The sequence below is a fragment of the Nonomuraea sp. NPDC048892 genome (assembly GCF_040649735.1).
In the GTDB taxonomy this organism is placed as follows: Bacteria; Actinomycetota; Actinomycetes; order Streptosporangiales; family Streptosporangiaceae; genus Nonomuraea; species Nonomuraea maheshkhaliensis.
The window spans coordinates 126,251-142,716 of the sequence record NZ_JBEZFZ010000001.1 but is presented as its reverse complement, the minus strand read 5'-3'; the positions used below and the strand labels follow the sequence as shown (position 1 = coordinate 142,716).

The following is a 16,466-nucleotide window of genomic DNA, read 5'->3' as shown; positions in this document are numbered from 1 at the left end:
TCTATCCCTTCGTGACAAGCGCCTGGGCTTCCACCACTCGGACCGGGAACGTGACCGACCTGGTGATCGGCGGCAATGCGCCTCCTGCGCCGCCTGAGCCGTGCCACGTACCTCGCCAGGTCACCGACACGGTGACCCGGTGGGCATGGGTCGGTTGTACGTACCGGTGCGAGCAGGTGGAGCGCTGCAGCGCGGACGGACGTGAAGAGTCGTAGGTGGTTCCCGGGCCCGCGCAGACGAGGGTGTGGCCGTCGCCCGTCGCGACGGTCATCCGCTGCGGGATGGCGGTTGCCTCGGCCCAGACGCCCCCGGCGTGGAGCCTCTTGGACTTCGAGACCCACTCCCCTTGGGCAAGGTAGAACCAGTGCGGGAGGCCGACCAGCGCCTCCCGTCCGCGTGGTGGAGCGGTCAGCACTTTTGGCGCGGAAATCGGGATGCGTTCGTATGCCCGGTGGGCGAGACGTTCGCGAACGGCCGCCGTTGATTTCCGGTTCTTGATCCAGACGATGTTCCGGTAGCCGTCGGAGCACCTGACCTCGTACCAGGCGCCTTCCTTGGGCTGCTCGGTGCTGAGGGGGCGATCTGGGTCGGGTGCGTTCGCGCCTTCCTTCTTCAGATCGTTCACGTACCACCACCGCCGGTAGGAACAGGTGACCTTGGGTTTCCTGGAGGCAGGGACAGCGGATGCCCGACGGGGCTTTTCGTGAGCCCATATGAGGTAGTTGAAGGGCTGAGCCGAGACACCGACACCATCCCCGTCGTCCTTCATCAGGGGGAACGCGGCGAGCCCGGCGACCAGGAGACGGGTCATGCCGCTGGTGAGCAAGGCTCTTCCAACTGCTCGACCTTCGCGACCCGCCAGGCGCCGTCCATTCCCTTGATAAGGGCGGCGACCATGTGAGTGGCGGGCATGCCGTGAGTGAGGCGCTTTCCTGTCCGGTCGTCAGCCTGGCCGGCCTTGCGGGCGTCCTGGCAGTCATGCAGGGCCGCCCGGTCGCCCTGGACACGTACGTCGAAGGTGTACAGGACGGGCTGCCCCCAGGTGACCCGGCCGCTTGCCCGAAGTGCGGTGATGCCTTTTAGCATCGTGTCCAGGAGCGGCGGCGCCGCGACCCGCTCAAGGATCGCTCTCCGCTCAGCGGAAGGAGCGTGTTCGGCGCGGGGGCCGGCGAAATAGAGCTCGCGATACACGGCCAGGACGGCGTCCTCGTCCGTGGGAGTACTGGGCGTTGAGGTGGCTGACGCTGTGGGTTTCGCTGCTGCGGTCGTCGGCGCCGGAGCGGGGCTGCCGGTGCATGCGGTCACGGAAGCCGTCGTGGCGAAAAGTGCTGTCGCCAGAGGGATGGCCGATCTGAAACCCGCCGACTCCGCTCTCACCGACCACAACCCTTCACCTAAAGCAGTTGGTTAACTACATTCAGTTGCCAGGCCAGAGTAGTCGCCACCGTCCGATCGCCAACCGCGTCGGAGGCCGATCATTACTCGATATTTGTCCGCCGCTTCTCTGAGAGCCTGCTGTCAGGACTTCGGTGGCGAGGCTCGAGTCGGGAGAGTGTTGGGGCGCGGTCATGGCTGACCGGTGATCGGCCACAAACTCACCCAGCATCTGGTCGTGTGCTTTGAGATCATGTCTGTACTCGCTGCGGCGGACCAAGCCGTTGGCCTCTACCCCCCAGGGAACATGAGCTCTCTCATCTACGTCGAGTCATCTGAATCCCATCCCGAGATCCCGCTCGTCGGCGGTGACGTCACCGAGGGGGTCGTGCGGGTCGGCGACACCGTGCGCCGTTCGATCGGCCCCAGTGCACCGCTTGTCCACGCGTTACTGCTCCATCTGGAGGAGGTCGGATTCCCGGGCGCGCCGCGATTCCTCGGCATCGACGCGGTCGGGCGCGAGGTGTTGACCTTCGTTCGCGGTGAGGTTGCCGGACGGCCGAGGCCGCCATGGATCGCCGACGAGGAACGGCTGGCCTCCGTCGGGCACCTCGTCCGCGACTACCACGCCGCTGTTGTGGGTTTCGTCGTGCCCGACGGGGTGCGGCCCGGCCTCGGGGTGTCGGTGCCGCCGGACATGCCGCCGGCGCCGCCGTACCCGGTCGAACTGGTCGGGCACATGGACTACACGCCGGACAACATCGTGTTCCGCGACGGTAAGGCAGCCGCGTTGATCGACTTCGACCTCGCCAGGCCGGCCACACGGGTGGATGAGGTGGCCAACGCGATGATGTACTGGGCGCCGCTGTGCGACCCCATCGATGCCGACCCGCTGCTGCGGGAAGTGGACGTGCCGCGCCGCTGCCGGATCCTGGCCGACGCCTACGGGATGTCGGACGTCGACCGTTCCCGGCTCGTCGAGGTGTTCACGCTGCGGACCCGGAGGGCGTGGTTCTCGATGAAACAGATCGCAGAGGAGCGGGGCGGTGGCTGGGCAAGGATGTGGGATGAGGGTGTCGGCGACCAGATCAAGCGACGCGAGGCTTGGCTGGATCGCCACGGCGCGGCCATAGACGCGGCGCTGAAAACGCCGTAAACCCCGGCCGAGCCGCGGCTACCGTGGGCTGGGTCTTTCCTCGGCGCGATGGTTCGGCGGGGAAGGCTGCGTGTGTTGTGGCCGGAGTCCCCTCGGCGGGTTTGGTCGTAGCAGCGCCGATACCACTTACCGTTCGTTCCGTGTCAGCCGTCCGGCTCTGGCCCTGTTACAGGTCGCCGATCATGGCTCTTGTCTGGTACGCGCAGCCCCAGGAAAGTGTGACGCCTGCGCCGCCGTGGCCGTAGTTGTGGAGCAACGTACGGCCCGCGATCGGATCCGCTTCGACGCGGACCTGGTCGCGAGTGGGGCGCAGCCCGACGCGGTTGCCGAGGATCTGGACCTGCGCCAGTCGCGGTTCGACCGCACGGCAACGGGCGAGGATCGCTTCGGCGGCCTGATGATCGACTTCGAGGGATTCGTCGCCGTCGATGGCGGTGCCGCCGAGGACGGCGATGTCGCCGTGGGGGTAGATGCAGAGCAGTTCGGGCGATGTGCCGGTGTCTTCTGAGAAGAACACTGTCAGGCCGGGGTTGGTCACCACCAGCTGCTGTCCGCGGATGGCGCGCACGCCAGGGTCGTGGGCGAGGGAGCGAGCCGACAGTCCTGTGCAGTTGACGATGGTGGCGGCCGGCTGCGCGTCCTCCAGGGAGGACAACGTACGAAGCTCGATGCTCACGCCGGCTGCATCGAGTCGACGCCGCAGGTAGTCGAGGTAGGTGGGCATGTTGATGAGCGGAACCGTGAACCGGTAGCCCGTCGTGAACCCCTCAGGGAGCTCGGCGGGGGCGCATGGCTGGAAGCCGGGAAGGGTGGTGGCCCAGTCGGGCGGATTCTGGGCGGTGCGGGATGCCTCGATGCCGCTGGTGAGGCGGACGCCGGTGGCTGGGTCGGTGGCGAGTTCCTGGAAGGTCAGCAGTGACTCATGGCTCCACTGGTCGACCTTGTCCTTGGGCTCGACCAGGTAAGGACCCCACATCGCGCCGGCGGCCAGCGACGTGACCCCCGGGAGCTCGGCGGTGATGACGTGCACGTTGTGGCCGGCTTCGGCCAGGACCACAGCGGTGGTCAAGCCCGAGACGCCGGCCCCGACTACGACAACGCGGTCAGAGGTCATATTCGGTGACCCTAACTCCGATTCGTCGCCTGCAAGGCATGCTCCAGCCGGGGGAGAAAGCTGCGAACGTAAGGGTTACGCTGGCGGCGGCGCAGGTCCACGGCCAGGCGCCGGAGCAGTTCCGTGCTGCGAGGTGAGCGGACGGTGCTCAGCCGTTCGGCGGCTGTCTCCCCGACGTGGCAGGCGGCTTCGAGTTCGCCCCGTGCGCTGTTGCCGAGGGCGAGCCAGGCGCCCTCGTACAGGGCGCGCCGCTGATGGGCCGCTTCCTGGCTCCGGTCGTGCGCACCGGTCTGCAGCAGCTCGATCCCCTGGCCGAGCAGAGTGCGTGCCTTGGTGGTAGTGCCGTCGTCGTTGCGGGACATGCCCAGGTGGATGAGGGCATAGCCCGCCTGGCAGTCCAGGTGGTTGGGAGTGAGGAAGTACATCCAGCGCGGCTCGTGACCGGTGGGCGGCTGGTCCACGAGTTCGCGAGCCATGGTGCGGCTTCTCTCGAAGTCCGTGTGGCGGCCCGCCGTGGCGTACGCGAACGAGAGGCGGGAGAGGACCGAGGCCCGGACGGCGGGCGGGGCGGCGTCGCCTGCGCGGCGGGCCGCCTCACCGAGGGTGATGGCGTCAGCGGGGTGATCGCGGCTGGCGGCCTGGAAGGACATGTCGGCGAGGATGTGGGCGCAGAGCGGCAGATCGTTGACCTGATGAGCGGCGCGCAGGGCGGTGACGAAGTAGCGCTGGGCCAGGCCGTGGTGCGTCGCGTCGAAGGCCATCCACCCGGCGAGCTGGCCGACTTCGGCCAATGCTTGGACGAGTCTGGCCGTCACGGCAGAGGAGCGGCCTCCCTCGTGGAGCAACAGGGCGATGCTGCGGAACTGGGCGCCGATGTAGCCGAGGTGGCGTGCGCCTCCGTGCTCGTCGTCGAGTGCTTGGAGCCGTGGCAGCTGGCTCTCGATCTGTTCGAGGAGGAACGCCTCGCTGGTGTCGGCAGGGGACTGTGAAAGGAAGCTGCCACGTCCGGCGGTGCCGTCGAGGTAGTCGGTGACGACGGCGGCCAGACCCGACCCGGAAATGGCAAGGAACTGGCGGCGGTCGACAAGCCCTCCAAGCACCCAATCCTCCACGATCTTCCATAGAGCTTGCGCGGTCCACGGCAGTTCCAGGCCGCCGCTCGCGGGGACGAGCATCGGCGAGTCCGGGGCACGTCCCTGCCACAGCTCGCCGACGGATATGACCCTCCCCGTTTCCTGGGAGAGCACGTACGCCGTCATCATCGGCAGGGGAGAGCGGGGTACGCGGGCGTGATCCCGCCAGTGGTAGGGAGCGGAGTCGGCGACGGTTCCCGGTCCGAAGACCTTGTTCAGCTTACGAGCCAGGGACTTCGGGCTCCACCCCAGTTCCTCCAGGCACGCGGCGAGCACTGGGTTCGAGTGCTTGGGCTGCGGTGTCATGGCCGCTCACCTCGCTGTGGTGGGGGTGGCTCGGGTTCTGAACCCCTTCATCATGTGCCCAGCCTGCAGTTTCGCGATGCGTCGCGCACGAAGTTGACCCAGTTGACCGGTTGACCACCTCGTTTCCCGCCTCCGTCCTGGGCTGTCGTAGAGGCAGCCAGAACGAGGCCACCGAGGAGGGATACGTGACAGTGATCGAGTCGACCGTGGCGACGAAACCGACGTACCGAGTTGTCGTCGCTCTGCAGGACGGGTTCTACGGGGCGAGGTCGGGATCGGGGTTCAGCAACAGGGACTTCCTCATAGCGCTCACCCGGCTGCTTCCTCCCGGGTGCCTTGTCGTGATGCCCGTGCAGGGGCCGTCCGACACGGTTGATCCTTGCTGGGCCGACCGGCTGCTGAGGAGGTTGAGGCAGGCACAGGCCCAGATCGTCCCGATCAACGACAGCAGCGAGGACCCGTCCCACGTACGTCGCCGGATCGTCGAGACGGTCGCACACCTCGCTACCGGAACAGAGCGGTGCCTGCTGATCAGCTTGAGCAGATCTCTGCTGAGCCTCGGCGACCACGCCATCGACAACGTCGATCTCATGCTCGTGCCTCGAACCACAGCTGCTCTCAGCTGTCCCGATGACGTGTCCGAGATCGGCCGGGAGCGAGACTGCCTGCACACCGCCGTCAAGCAGGGCGGACGTGTCGCGGCGATCTCGGTCTTCATGCGCCAGCACCTCAGGGACGACTACGGCCTGCCCGCCGACGGGCTGGTGGACCTGCCCAACGGCCTCCTCCTCGGCGAGGAGCCACCAGAGGAGGAGGCGCTTCCTCTTCCCGGCCCGGCTGAAAGAGGCTTTCTCTTCGCGCTCGGCCGCCCGGTTCCGGAGAAGGGCTTCGAAGACCTGCTGGCGGCCCTGGACGTCCTGCGCAGCCGTCGTGTGCCCGTTCCGCACCTGGTCCTGGCGGCGACCACGCCGGACGCACCGAACGGGTACCAGCGTCGCCTCGCGAAAGTCATCGAGGACGGCGGCGCCGACGCGACACTGATCACCGGCTTCGACCCTCGGATCAGGGCCTGGATGAGTAGCCCCGCCCTGCTCGGGATCATCGTGCCCTCTCGCGTCGAGCCCTTCGGAAGAATTCCGCTGGAGGCGTTCGCGGCCGAAGCCGGTCCGGTCATCGCCACCCGCGTCGGAGGCTTGCGCGAGACGATCGTGGACGGCTTCACGGGCTTCACGGCCGAACCACATGACCCGGCCCTGCTGGCGGACGCCGTTCACCGCGCCCTCACGATCAGCTCTCGTGATCGTTCTCGCTTCATTGAGACCGGTGTGGCGCTCCTGCGCAGACGTCACGACTACCTCCGGACCATTCGCGCCGCGCTCACAGAAGTCGCCCCCAGGGCCCTGTCTCCCACGGTGAGGAGCGGAACCCGGTGAAAGTCACGATGTGCCTGACGTCCGATCAGGACTTCTGGCAGCCGTCACAGGAGCAGGTGAACGCTCTCCGTTCGGCCTTCCCCGACGTGGAGTTCCACGTCGCCGCACCCTTCACTGCGCCAGGCGCTCTTCAGGAGAGCGAGGTCTATTTCGGCTGGCGCTTCGCTCCTACCTGGTTCTCGCACGCACCGTCTCTGCGGTGGATCGCGTCCCCGGCGGCTGGTACCGATCACCTTCCCGTACGACGGGCGAGTGAGGCCGGGGTGATGCTGACCCGTTCGTACGGATTCCACGGCCGTCCCATGGCAGAACACGCGATGGGGCTGGTCCTCGGTTTCTCCCGTGGGCTGTTCACCAGCAGCCGCCTTCAGCAGACCCAGCTCTGGTGGAAGGACGAGCTCGCCACCGAGTTCTTCGACCTGGCCGGCGCCACCATGGCCATCGTCGGCTGCGGAAGTATCGGCGCTCACCTGGCTCGGGCCGCCGGTGCGTTCAAGATGAACGTCATCGGCGTACGCCGCACGCCCCCGGCCGATGCCCAGGACGGCATCCGCTGGATGCGGACCTCCGCAATCCGCCGAGCGGTGGCCGACGCCGATGTCGTCGTGGACCTGCTCCCGGCGACCGCGGAGACCATCGGCTATTTCGGCCAGCGGGTGTTCAACTCCTGCAAGCCGGGCGCGATCTTCATCAACCTGGGGCGCGCCAGCACGGTCGACCATGCGGCTCTGCTCCAAGCGCTGAACTACGGCCCGCTGGGCGGCGCGGCCCTGGACGTCACGACCCCGCGACCGCTGCCCATGCATGACTCCCTCCGCCTGCACCCTCGCGTGATCCTCACCCCCAAGAGCGCCACGTTCTCACGCTCCTACATGGACGAGGCCATCGCGTTCTTCGCCGACAACCTGCGCCGCTACCTGGACGGCGTGCCGCTTCACGGTCTGGCCACCCTCACCACGGAAGGCTGCTCCGATGCCTGAAACCGATCGCAGCGCGCTGCTCGCGGAGTTCGCCGCGTCCGGCCGCAACCATCCCTACCTCGCGTTCACCCTCAACTCGCTGTGCAACCTCGACTGCGTCTTCTGCAAGCCGCGGTGCATGCCCGACTACGGGCACAAGGATCGTCCGCTGAGCGCGGGCGGCTATGCCGCGATCGCCCGCGAAGCCGGCGCCTGGAAAGTATCGAAGGCGCACTGCTCCGGCGGGGAGCCGACGCTGCGGCGCGACATCGTCCAGGTGATCGCCGCCCTCGCCGACGGGCTCGGTACGGGAGCCTCGATCGGCCTGACCACCCACGGGAACCTCCGTCGCGGATTGACCGTCGACCAGCTGGCCGGCGCCGGGCTGACGTACCTCAACGTCTCACTCCACAGCCTCGACCGCGCCCGCTCAGCGGAGATCATGGGCGGTGGCGACCCGAATCGGGCCCGCGACACCATCGACGCGGCCCTTGCCCGCCACCTCAAGGTGAAGATCAACTGTGTGGTCCAGCGCTCCTACCTGCGGGACGCCCTCCAGGTCGTCCACCTCGCCAAGGACCTGCCGGTGGCGGTCCGGCTGATCGAGCTGCAGAACATCGGCCCGGCCTCGGCGATCTTCGGCAAGGAGTACATCCCCGAGGCCGAAGTCCGCCCTCACCTGGAGGACTGGCTGGCCGGAGCTGGCCACGTCTCCCGGACGGAGCTCGGAGTCCGTAGCCCGGGAGACTACCTCCAGCCGGACGGATGGGCGGGATCCATCGGATTCATCTCCAACTCCAGCTGCGCCACCTGCTCGGACGCCAACCGCATCAAGATCACCCCGAGCGGGGTGGCCAGACCGTGCATCCTCCACAACCGCGATATCGCGCTGAAACAGCATCTCGCGGACGGAACGCTGAACGAGGCTTTCGCCCATTTCTTCCGGGCCATGCTCGACCGCGACAGCAATCCCGCCTGGCAGGGCTTCCACTACGTGGATTACGACCTTCGCTGGGATCGGATGCGACGTCCCCAGGGCGCATCCGTCACACTCCCCGTTCTCTCCACCGGCTCATGCGGCCGGACTAGCGCGGGGGAGGCGCGGTGACGGCGATCCTGTCCGCGGAGACCTCACCGTACGTCCAGCTCGGCACCGAGTACGAGCGGGAGCTGGACCACCGGGGGATACCGGCGGCGATGCTCGCCCACAAATGGCAGCCGGCGGACCTCCAGGCCCCGCACTCGGACCTCGACCTCCGGATCGTCCTCGCTCAGCCGCCCCAGGACTGGTGGGAGTGGAACCACCGCCTCGCCGAGGCTCACTCGGCGGTCGTGGCCAGGGACATCGTCAACCGGCGTCTGCTGGAACATCCACCAGGATTCGCCTTCACCCTCCAGGAAGTCGATCAGCGCCGTGTCGCCCCGGCGGAACTCGCCACGTGGAACATGATCAGTGGGCATGCGCAGGCCTTCCACCGCTGGAAGTCCCAAGCCCAGATGGCTCCCTGGAGCCGGGCCGACGAGCTGTTCTACCGGGGAATCCTCGACGCCCGGGCTGGCGGGCGCTATCGGCTGTCGGCCGACAGCACCGACAACGTCCACATCGACCTGCCCGGCTACCGCCGTCACTGCGTCCTGTGGCACTACCTCGCGCCCTGCTGGTTCGCCATCGCGTCGCTGGCCACCCGTACCCGCTGTCCTGGAAAGTTCGCAGCCCTGGCCCAATGGCACCCTCCGGGCCTTGAGCACTACGGGCAGGCGTTCGCCCGGCAGATCCGTGACCGGCACGACCACCCCATCGCGAGCCTGATCCGTACGGCACACGCGGCGGTGAAGGCGGCCATCCGGCACCTTCCGGCCACCGCGGAGCACGACGAGGCGCCGCGCCCGACCTCCACGATGACGGCCGGCATGCTGCGCGTCCGGGTCGCCCGGTGGTTGTACTACCTCGACCCGCCGCCCGCTACGGCGACCGCCTACCTCGTCCGGCGGGAGGCCCGCGAGTTGCGAGCGGCCGCCGGAGCCCTGCGTATGTTCGCGTCCGAGCAGGAAACAAAGCAGCAGCGGCTGGCGGCTCGCATGGCCGATCTGCTGCCCACCGGTCCCACCACCGAACGCGTCCTTCGCGACACCCTCGCCACGTGGCGTCGCCACCGCGACCTGGTGGAGGACTTCCTCAACGCGGGCGGTTGCTCATGACGGCCCGGATGCTGAAGACCGCGAAGATCAAGATCACCACCAAGTGCAACCGCGACTGCGCGTTCTGCATCTTCGCCAACGGCGCGCGCGGCGACAACATGCCACTCGACCTGTTCTCCACCATCCTGGAGAGGCTGCGGTCGATCCCGTTCCAGCAACTGCACCTCAACGGTGGCGAGCCGACCGTCCACCGTGACTTCCCCGCGCTGAGCCGGCTGGCCCGCACCCGCCTGCCGGAGACGGTGATGGTGCTCGGCACCAACGCCATCCCCTTGGCCCGGAACCAGCGCCTCATGGCGACCACTGTCGAGTGCTACGACCAGATCCTCATCGGGTGCGACGACGAGCACGGCAACTACGAGCAGGTCGAGGCCGTCGTCCCCGAGCTGCGCCGGGCCGGGAAGACCGTCGTCGTCAACAGCGTCCTCGAAGCGATCGATGATCCCCGCCGCAGCTGGCTGGCGCGGCTGTGCGCCCGCTACGGGGCCGTCCACGTCACCAACCACGTCCACCACATCGACGTCGGCCAGCCCCTCAACCGGCTCGGCGGTCTGTGCGCCCGCTACCTCGATCAGCACCTCATGATCGAGCTCGACGGCTCCTGCTACCGCTGTTTCAACGCCATGGCCAAGGAGGACAGCGAGTTCAGCGTCTGGGACCGCGACTTCGCCGCCAAGGTCTTCGCGCCTCGGAGTGAGCACTACAACTTCTGCCTGCGGTGCCACGAGTACACCGACTCCGGCGCACCTGTCGTCCCCGTCGAAAGGTGACTCCGACATGCCCGCCGTACTCGGCCTGAACTTCCACCACGACACCTCAGCCGCCCTGATCGTCGACGGTCGTCTGTACGCGGCCGAGGAGGAACGCTGGAGCGGCATCAAGCACCATCGGCAACACCAGTGGAAGACCGTGCTGACCGCGCCCACCCAGGCGCTCACCTGGTGCCTCGATTCCGCGGGCGTCGGCCCCCACGACATCGACGCGGTGTGGGTTCCGTCGATGCGGCCCACCCCAGCGGCCGGCAGCTGGTTGAGCGCCGAGCGGGAAGAACTCGCGGCCGACCTGCCCGAGCCTCTCGGCTCTCGGCTCCACCTCATGTCCCACCACACCGCGCACGTGATGTCCGGCTATCTCCTGTCGGGCCCGGAGCACGCCGCAGGGCTCGTCATCGACGCCGGGGGCTCCACGCTCGGTGCCGACTTCGGCCCGGGACGCGAGCGAATCACTGGGTACGAGCTGACCCCCAACCGCATCGACCGCGTCTACCAGGCCATGCCCACCGTGCTGCCCGGCCCGCGCCGGGCGCATCACTCTCTCGGGCACTTCTATCGCAACTTCGCGATGAGGATCATCCCGCCCGGCGACGAAGCGGAGGGCAGCTTGATGGCGCTGGCCGCCTTCGGTGATCCCGGCCGGTACCGGTACGACCTCCAGCAGCTCCTCCATCTGGAAGACGAAGGCATCGTCCACATCGAGCCGCTTCTTGGATCGGCCGACGCCACCACGCCCGTACGGATCGGAAGCCGAAACTGGACCGCTGGATCGGCGGCGGATGCCTCATTCGAGGAGCGAGCCGACCTCGCCGCGGCCGTACAGGAGACCTTCTGCCGAGCCGTCATCCACGTCGCTCGCCATTTGCGCCGCATCACCGAAGCGACCAGCCTCGTCTTCTCCGGTGGTTGCGCGCTCAACTCCCAGTTGAACGGGCGTCTCGCCGAAGAAGTGGATTTCGACACGCTGTTCATCGGCCCAGCCCCGCACGATGCCGGAACGGCGCTCGGGGCTGCCCTGTACGGCTGGCCCCACCAGCTGCGCCAGCCACCTCTCCCCGTGCCGGTGGACGCGGCGTGGGGCCCCAGCCCAGGACTGATCACGAACACCGCTGTTCCGGCTGGGTATCGGCTGATCACCGGCCTGGGAGACCGGCTGGTCCCGACCGTGGCCGCCCTGCTCGCCGGCGACCACGTGGTGGGCTGGGTCGAAGGCGGAATGGAGTTCGGCCCACGTGCCCTCGGCCACCGCTCCATCCTGGCTCACCCCGGCCGTACGGAAACACGAGATCGGCTCAACGTCATCAAGCAACGTGCCGCCTACCGGCCGTTCGCTCCCGCGATCCTCGCCGAGCGCGCCCATGAGTGGTTCGTGACCGGCGGCGATCCGTTCATGAACCGCGTCGCCCGAGCACGGCGCTGCCGGTCCTCCCAGATCGGCGCGGTCGTCCACCACGACGGCACCACCCGGCTGCAGACCGTCGGCGAACAGCACTCCGGCCTGCGCCCGCTACTGGAGGAGTTCCACCGCCGGGCCGGCCTGCCGCTGCTGCTCAACACCTCGTTCAATACCAAGGGCGCTCCCATTCTGAGGGATGCCGAGTCGGCCGTTCACGCCGCCGCCGACCTCGGGCTCGACGCGGTCGCCATCAACGACTCCCTGCTCGTTTCCGACAAGCTCTCCATCTGAGGTGATCTGCCATGCACGACCGCGACCGCATCATCGCTGCTCTGGGAGCGGATGACTGGCCCGCCGAACTCCACGCCCGCGCTCTGAACGCGGCCACCGTGTCGCTCGCCGTCTACGGGAATCGCGTACGCGACCAGGGAACCCCGTACATCGAGCATCCACTGGCGGTGGTTGCGATTCTTCGGTGCGAACTGGGTGTCACCGATCCAGAGACGCTGATCCTCGGCCTGCTGCACGACGCACTGGAGGTCTCAGCCGGTTCCGAGCCCGAATTGGCCCCTTACCTGAATCGCTTCCTCATCGCGGAGTTGCGCGCGATGACGCCCGACCACCGCCTCGAAGATCGTCCCAGGAGGGCTACGGACGAGGTCGCCTGGCGTGCCAAGGTGCGGGGCTTGAGCGTGGGCGGGCTGCTCATCCGGTTCGCCGACCGCATCCACAACCTCCGCGACCTGCGCCATTCGCCTGACGTATCACGCCATCGGCCGTTCATCGCGTCTCTGGTCGACTTCTACCTCCCGCTCGCCAAGGAGGCCCAGACGGAGAGTCCTCAGCTGAAGGCGGCGTACGAGCTGCTGCTGAAGGAGTGCGACCACTATCGGAGCAGCGGGATGGCGCTCGCACACAGCCCGATACCCCTTCCCTGGATCCCACCGGCTGTGCCGGGGGACGCGTCCGCCTGCGAGTGCTCTGGCAACTGACGGATCAGGGATGGCCCGCGGAATCCCTCCACATCATCTCCGTCGCTTGGTCGCCGATTTGAGGACAGGTAACGTGTTCGACACTTAGCCTCCCGCTCTCGCTGGTGGGGGAGCACTCTGGAGGCATGTCGAAGATGCCTGGGGTCCAGCGTGTGGCAGGTTCGCGGCTGTGGCGCATCGTGGCGATCACCGGGAGCATCGTGCTGGTGGTCTGTCTGGCGGTAGTGCTGGTCTGGTTCTTCGCCAATCCGCTGCACCTGCCTGACGAGGTGCTCCAGGTGCTGGATCAGCGGGCCAGTGTGATCGGCATATTCACCGGCATGGCGCTGGGCGCGGCCGCCCTGGTGGTCTCCGTAGCGGCATTGCGCGCCCAGCTGCGCGCCGAGCACGCTCCAGCACGAGCTGCGCCAAGCACGCCGCCCGCGGTCTCCGCTTCCGGCGACGGGGCGGGCGCTCTCGGCGGCGACAACTTCGGCATCGTCTCGACCGGCGACGGAGCACGGAACGTACAGATGCGAGCCAAGACCTCCGGTCCGGGCCCGGTGTATCAGGCCGCTGGCGAACAGAGCATCAACGAGGGCGACGACCGGCGCTCCTACGGCGGCGACCACATCGAGTTCCACCACAACACCTTCCCGGGCACTGTCGTGGGCAAGCAGGTGAACGGCCCGAAGCCCGCCTCACCGGACGGAAGCGACGATGCGCGCTGACGGCGGCGACCACATCGAATTCCACGACAACGTCATCAAAAAGGCTGTTGGCGCCGAATATCATGAGCATCACCATGCCAGGGCACTACCGCAGGTCACGGAGATCAAGGCGCCGCCGGCGACGGTGAACGTGCCCGGACACCACCGGGTGTTCGTCGGACGCGACGACGACCTGGCCGCCCTGCACACAGCTCTGACCGCCAGCAAGCCGATGGTGGTGGCTGCGGTGCACGGACTGGGCGGCATCGGCAAGTCCACCCTGGCTGCCCACTACGCCGCCGCACACGCCGCAACGTTCAACCCGGTGTGGTGGATCACCGCCGACACTCCGACCGCGGTGCAGGCGGGACTGGCAGCCCTCGCCATCGCGCTGCAACCCGACCTGGCCGCAGCGCCGCTGGAGACGCTGAGCGAATGGGCCGCCTCCTGGCTGGCCACCCACCAGGGCTGGCTGCTGATCCTGGACAACGTCACCCACCCCTCCGATGTGGCACCTCTGCTGGCCCGTACGCTGACCGGACGGGTGCTGATCACCAGCCGGCTCGGTCAGGGCTGGCACACGCTCGGCGCCCAGGTGCAGCGGCTGGACGTGCTGGATGGTGCCAAGGCCCTTGACCTGCTCAACCGAATCGCCACCCCACCCCCACCTCTCTCCGCCCCTGCTCCCGGGGTTTCGAAGCAGGAGCCGGAGGGAGCGACGGAACTGGTCGAGGAACTGGGCGGGCTGCCGCTGGCGATCGAGCAGGCCGGCGCCTATTTGCGGCAGAACGAGCTCACCCCCCGCGCCTACCTGGACCTGCTCACCGCATACCCGGCCGAGATGCTGGACCAGACCGCCGAAGGCGGCGACGCCCGGCGCACCATCGCCCGCATCTGGCGGCTCACCCTCGACCGGCTCGCCGACATCCCGCAGGCGGTGGACCTGCTGCGCATCCTGGCCTGGTACGCGCCCGAAAGCATCCCCCGCGACATCCTGGACGGCCTGGCCGACCCGCCACAGCTGCAGCGCGCGCTGGGCGCCCTGGCCGCCTACAACATGATCACCCTGGACAGGTCAGGCATCATCGTGCACCGCCTGGTCCAGGCCATCGCCCGCACCCCCGACCCGGCCGACCCCCATCGCCAGCCCGGCGACATCGACACCGCCCGTACCTACGCCGTCCAGCTGCTGGACCGGGCCCGCCCTGCCGATTACGACGTACCCGCCGTGTGGGCACAGTGGCGAGCGCTGCTGCCCCACATCGACGCCGCCTTCGAGCGCACGCCCCCCGAGGCCGACACCGCAGACGCTCATGAACTACTCCGCACCATCGGACTGTTCTTGAACGACCAGGGGGCCATCGACCCCTCGCTGGCATACCTCAAGCGCTGCATGACCTTGGCCCAACGCGTCTTCAACGCCGGCCACCCCGCCGTACTCAACACGCGCGCCAGCCTGGCCTACGCCTACGCCACAGCGGGGGATCTGCGTCAAGCGATCCCACTGATGGAGCACAATCTGGCAGAAGGAGAACGCGTCCTAGGCCCTGACCACGTCAACACCCTGACCTTCCGCAACAACCTCGCCTACGCTTTCGAGTCGGCGGGGGATCTAGGCAGGGCCGTCCCGCTGTATGAGGCCACGCTCGCTGAGCGGGAGCGGGCGCTGGGCGGCGACCACCCCTCTACCCTGACCTCCCGCAACAATCTCGCCCACGCCTACCAGGCGGCGGGGGATCTAGGCAGGGCCGTCTCGTTGTATGAGGTCACGCTCGCCGAGCGGGAGCGGGTACTGGGCTCCGACCACGCCGACACCCTGGCCTCCCGCAACAACCTCGCCTACGCTTTCGAGTCGGCGGGGGATGTGGGCAGGGCCGTCCCGCTGTATGAGGCCACGCTTGCCGACTGCGAGCGGGTGCTGGGCGGCGATCACCCTTCTACCCTGACCTCCCGTAACAACCTGGCCGGCGCGTATGAGTCGGCGGGGGATGTGGGCAGGGCCATTTCGCTGTATGAGGCCACGCTCGCCGACAGTGAGCGGGTGCTGGGCGGCGATCACCCTTCTACCCTGGCCTCTCGCAACAATCTCGCCCACGCCTACCAGGCGTCGGGAGACCTGGCCAGCGCCGTCTTGCTGTATGAGGCCACGCTTGCCGAGCGGGAGCGGGTGCTGGGCGGCGATCACCCTTCTACCCTGACCTCCCGTAACAACCTGGCCGGCGCGTATGAGTCGGCGGGGGATGTGGGCAGGGCCGTCTCGTTGTATGAGGCCACGCTCGCCGACTGCGTGCGGGTGCTGGGCGGCGATCACCCTTCTACCCTGGCCTCTCGCAACAATCTCGCCCACGCTTACCAGGCGTCGGGGGATCTGGTCCGGGCCGTCCCGTTGTTGGAGGCCACGCTCGCCGATTACGAGCGGGTGCTGGGCGGCGATCACCCTTCTACCCTGACCTCCCGCAACAATCTCGCCCACGCCTACCAGGCGTCGGGGGATCTGGGGCGGGCCGTTCCGTTGTTGGAGGCCACGCTCGCCGACTGCGTGCGGGTGCTGGGCGCTGACCATCCCTCCACCTTGATTTCCCGTAACAACCTTGCTTCTGCCTACCGGTCGTCGGGAGATATGGTCCGGGCCGTCTGGTTGTTGGAGGCCACGCTCGCCGACTGCGTGCGGGTGCTGGGCGGCGATCACCCTTCTACCCTGACCTCCCGCAACAATCTCGCCGACGCCTATCAGTCGGCGGGGGATCTGGGGCGGGCCGTCCCGTTGTTGGAGGCCACGCTCGCCGACTGCGTGCGGGTGCTGGGCGGCGATCACCCTTCTACCCTGATCACCCGCAACAACCTGGCCGACGCCTATCAGTCGGCGGGGGATCTGGGGCGGGCCGTCCCGTTGTTGGAGGCCACGCTCGCCGACTGCGTGCGGGTGCTGGGCGGCGATCAAC

General features: G+C 68.0%; 14 protein-coding genes. 10 read left to right on the top strand and 4 right to left on the bottom strand.

Annotation, left to right across the window (positions count from 1 at the left end; translation table 11 throughout):
• Position 1: 1 nt before the first annotated feature.
• Positions 2 to 625: a hypothetical protein gene (locus AB0C28_RS00685; RefSeq protein ID WP_358072463.1), complete on the bottom strand. Its 624-nt coding sequence runs from the start codon at positions 623 to 625 to the stop codon at positions 2 to 4.
• Positions 626 to 807: 182 nt separating this feature from the next.
• Positions 808 to 1,191 carry a hypothetical protein gene (locus tag AB0C28_RS00680; protein WP_358072461.1) on the bottom strand — a complete coding sequence of 128 codons (384 nt, stop codon included), beginning with the start codon at positions 1,189 to 1,191 and terminating at the stop codon, positions 808 to 810.
• A gap of 490 nt (positions 1,192 to 1,681) precedes the next feature.
• Here AB0C28_RS00680 and AB0C28_RS00675 point away from each other — a divergent pair, with 490 nt between their 5' ends.
• A complete protein-coding gene (locus tag AB0C28_RS00675; protein ID WP_358072459.1) occupies positions 1,682 to 2,530 on the top strand; it encodes a phosphotransferase in 849 nt (282 codons plus the stop codon).
• 166 nt (positions 2,531 to 2,696) lie between these two features.
• Here AB0C28_RS00675 and AB0C28_RS00670 read toward each other — a convergent pair whose 3' ends face one another.
• Positions 2,697 to 3,644, bottom strand: coding sequence for an FAD-dependent oxidoreductase (locus AB0C28_RS00670; protein ID WP_358072457.1), 948 nt, complete (start codon positions 3,642 to 3,644; stop codon positions 2,697 to 2,699).
• An 11-nt stretch (positions 3,645 to 3,655) separates the two neighbouring features.
• Complete coding sequence (locus AB0C28_RS00665) at positions 3,656 to 5,083, bottom strand: carph-isopro domain-containing protein (protein WP_358072455.1); 1,428 nt, start codon at positions 5,081 to 5,083, stop codon at positions 3,656 to 3,658.
• A gap of 407 nt (positions 5,084 to 5,490) precedes the next feature.
• Between AB0C28_RS00665 and AB0C28_RS00660 the strand changes: the two genes are divergently transcribed.
• The 9 genes from AB0C28_RS00660 to AB0C28_RS00620 form a co-directional block, all read left to right on the top strand.
• The gene (locus AB0C28_RS00660; protein ID WP_358072453.1) at positions 5,491 to 6,516 is read left to right on the top strand and encodes a glycosyltransferase family 4 protein; all 1,026 of its coding nucleotides are present in this window, start codon (positions 5,491 to 5,493) and stop codon (positions 6,514 to 6,516) included.
• A complete protein-coding gene (locus tag AB0C28_RS00655; RefSeq protein WP_358072451.1) occupies positions 6,513 to 7,496 on the top strand; it encodes a D-2-hydroxyacid dehydrogenase in 984 nt (327 codons plus the stop codon). The genes AB0C28_RS00660 and AB0C28_RS00655 overlap by 4 nt, the downstream gene beginning before the upstream one ends.
• Positions 7,489 to 8,583: a radical SAM protein gene (locus AB0C28_RS00650; protein ID WP_358072449.1), complete on the top strand. Its 1,095-nt coding sequence runs from the start codon at positions 7,489 to 7,491 to the stop codon at positions 8,581 to 8,583. The genes AB0C28_RS00655 and AB0C28_RS00650 overlap by 8 nt, the downstream gene beginning before the upstream one ends.
• Positions 8,580 to 9,674, top strand: coding sequence for a hypothetical protein (locus tag AB0C28_RS00645; RefSeq protein WP_358072447.1), 1,095 nt, complete (start codon positions 8,580 to 8,582; stop codon positions 9,672 to 9,674). Before AB0C28_RS00650 ends, AB0C28_RS00645 begins: the two co-directional genes overlap by 4 nt.
• Positions 9,675 to 9,682: 8 nt before the next feature.
• The gene (locus tag AB0C28_RS00640; protein WP_358072445.1) at positions 9,683 to 10,444 is read left to right on the top strand and encodes a radical SAM protein; all 762 of its coding nucleotides are present in this window, start codon (positions 9,683 to 9,685) and stop codon (positions 10,442 to 10,444) included.
• 7 nt (positions 10,445 to 10,451) lie between these two features.
• Complete coding sequence (locus AB0C28_RS00635; protein ID WP_358072443.1) at positions 10,452 to 12,134, top strand: carbamoyltransferase C-terminal domain-containing protein; 1,683 nt, start codon at positions 10,452 to 10,454, stop codon at positions 12,132 to 12,134.
• 11 nt (positions 12,135 to 12,145) lie between these two features.
• Positions 12,146 to 12,835: an HD domain-containing protein gene (locus tag AB0C28_RS00630; protein ID WP_358072441.1), complete on the top strand. Its 690-nt coding sequence runs from the start codon at positions 12,146 to 12,148 to the stop codon at positions 12,833 to 12,835.
• Positions 12,836 to 12,960: 125 nt separating this feature from the next.
• A complete protein-coding gene (locus AB0C28_RS00625; RefSeq protein WP_358072439.1) occupies positions 12,961 to 13,545 on the top strand; it encodes a hypothetical protein in 585 nt (194 codons plus the stop codon).
• On the top strand, positions 13,535 to 16,466 hold a 2,932-nt coding region (locus tag AB0C28_RS00620), incomplete at its 3' end, for a tetratricopeptide repeat protein (protein ID WP_358072437.1). The genes AB0C28_RS00625 and AB0C28_RS00620, both read left to right, overlap by 11 nt.

What these genes read in the sequence shown, in the direction of transcription:
- AB0C28_RS00675 (WP_358072459.1), top strand. Translation starts at nt 1,682, where the DNA reads ATGAGCTCTCTCATCTACGTCGAGTCATCTGAATCCCATCCCGAGATC.
- AB0C28_RS00670 (WP_358072457.1), bottom strand. Translation starts at nt 3,644, where the DNA reads ATGACCTCTGACCGCGTTGTCGTAGTCGGGGCCGGCGTCTCGGGCTTG.
- AB0C28_RS00665 (WP_358072455.1), bottom strand. Translation starts at nt 5,083, where the DNA reads ATGACACCGCAGCCCAAGCACTCGAACCCAGTGCTCGCCGCGTGCCTG.
- AB0C28_RS00650 (WP_358072449.1), top strand. Translation starts at nt 7,489, where the DNA reads ATGCCTGAAACCGATCGCAGCGCGCTGCTCGCGGAGTTCGCCGCGTCC.
- AB0C28_RS00640 (WP_358072445.1), top strand. Translation starts at nt 9,683, where the DNA reads ATGCTGAAGACCGCGAAGATCAAGATCACCACCAAGTGCAACCGCGAC.
- AB0C28_RS00635 (WP_358072443.1), top strand. Translation starts at nt 10,452, where the DNA reads ATGCCCGCCGTACTCGGCCTGAACTTCCACCACGACACCTCAGCCGCC.
- AB0C28_RS00630 (WP_358072441.1), top strand. Translation starts at nt 12,146, where the DNA reads ATGCACGACCGCGACCGCATCATCGCTGCTCTGGGAGCGGATGACTGG.
- AB0C28_RS00625 (WP_358072439.1), top strand. Translation starts at nt 12,961, where the DNA reads ATGTCGAAGATGCCTGGGGTCCAGCGTGTGGCAGGTTCGCGGCTGTGG.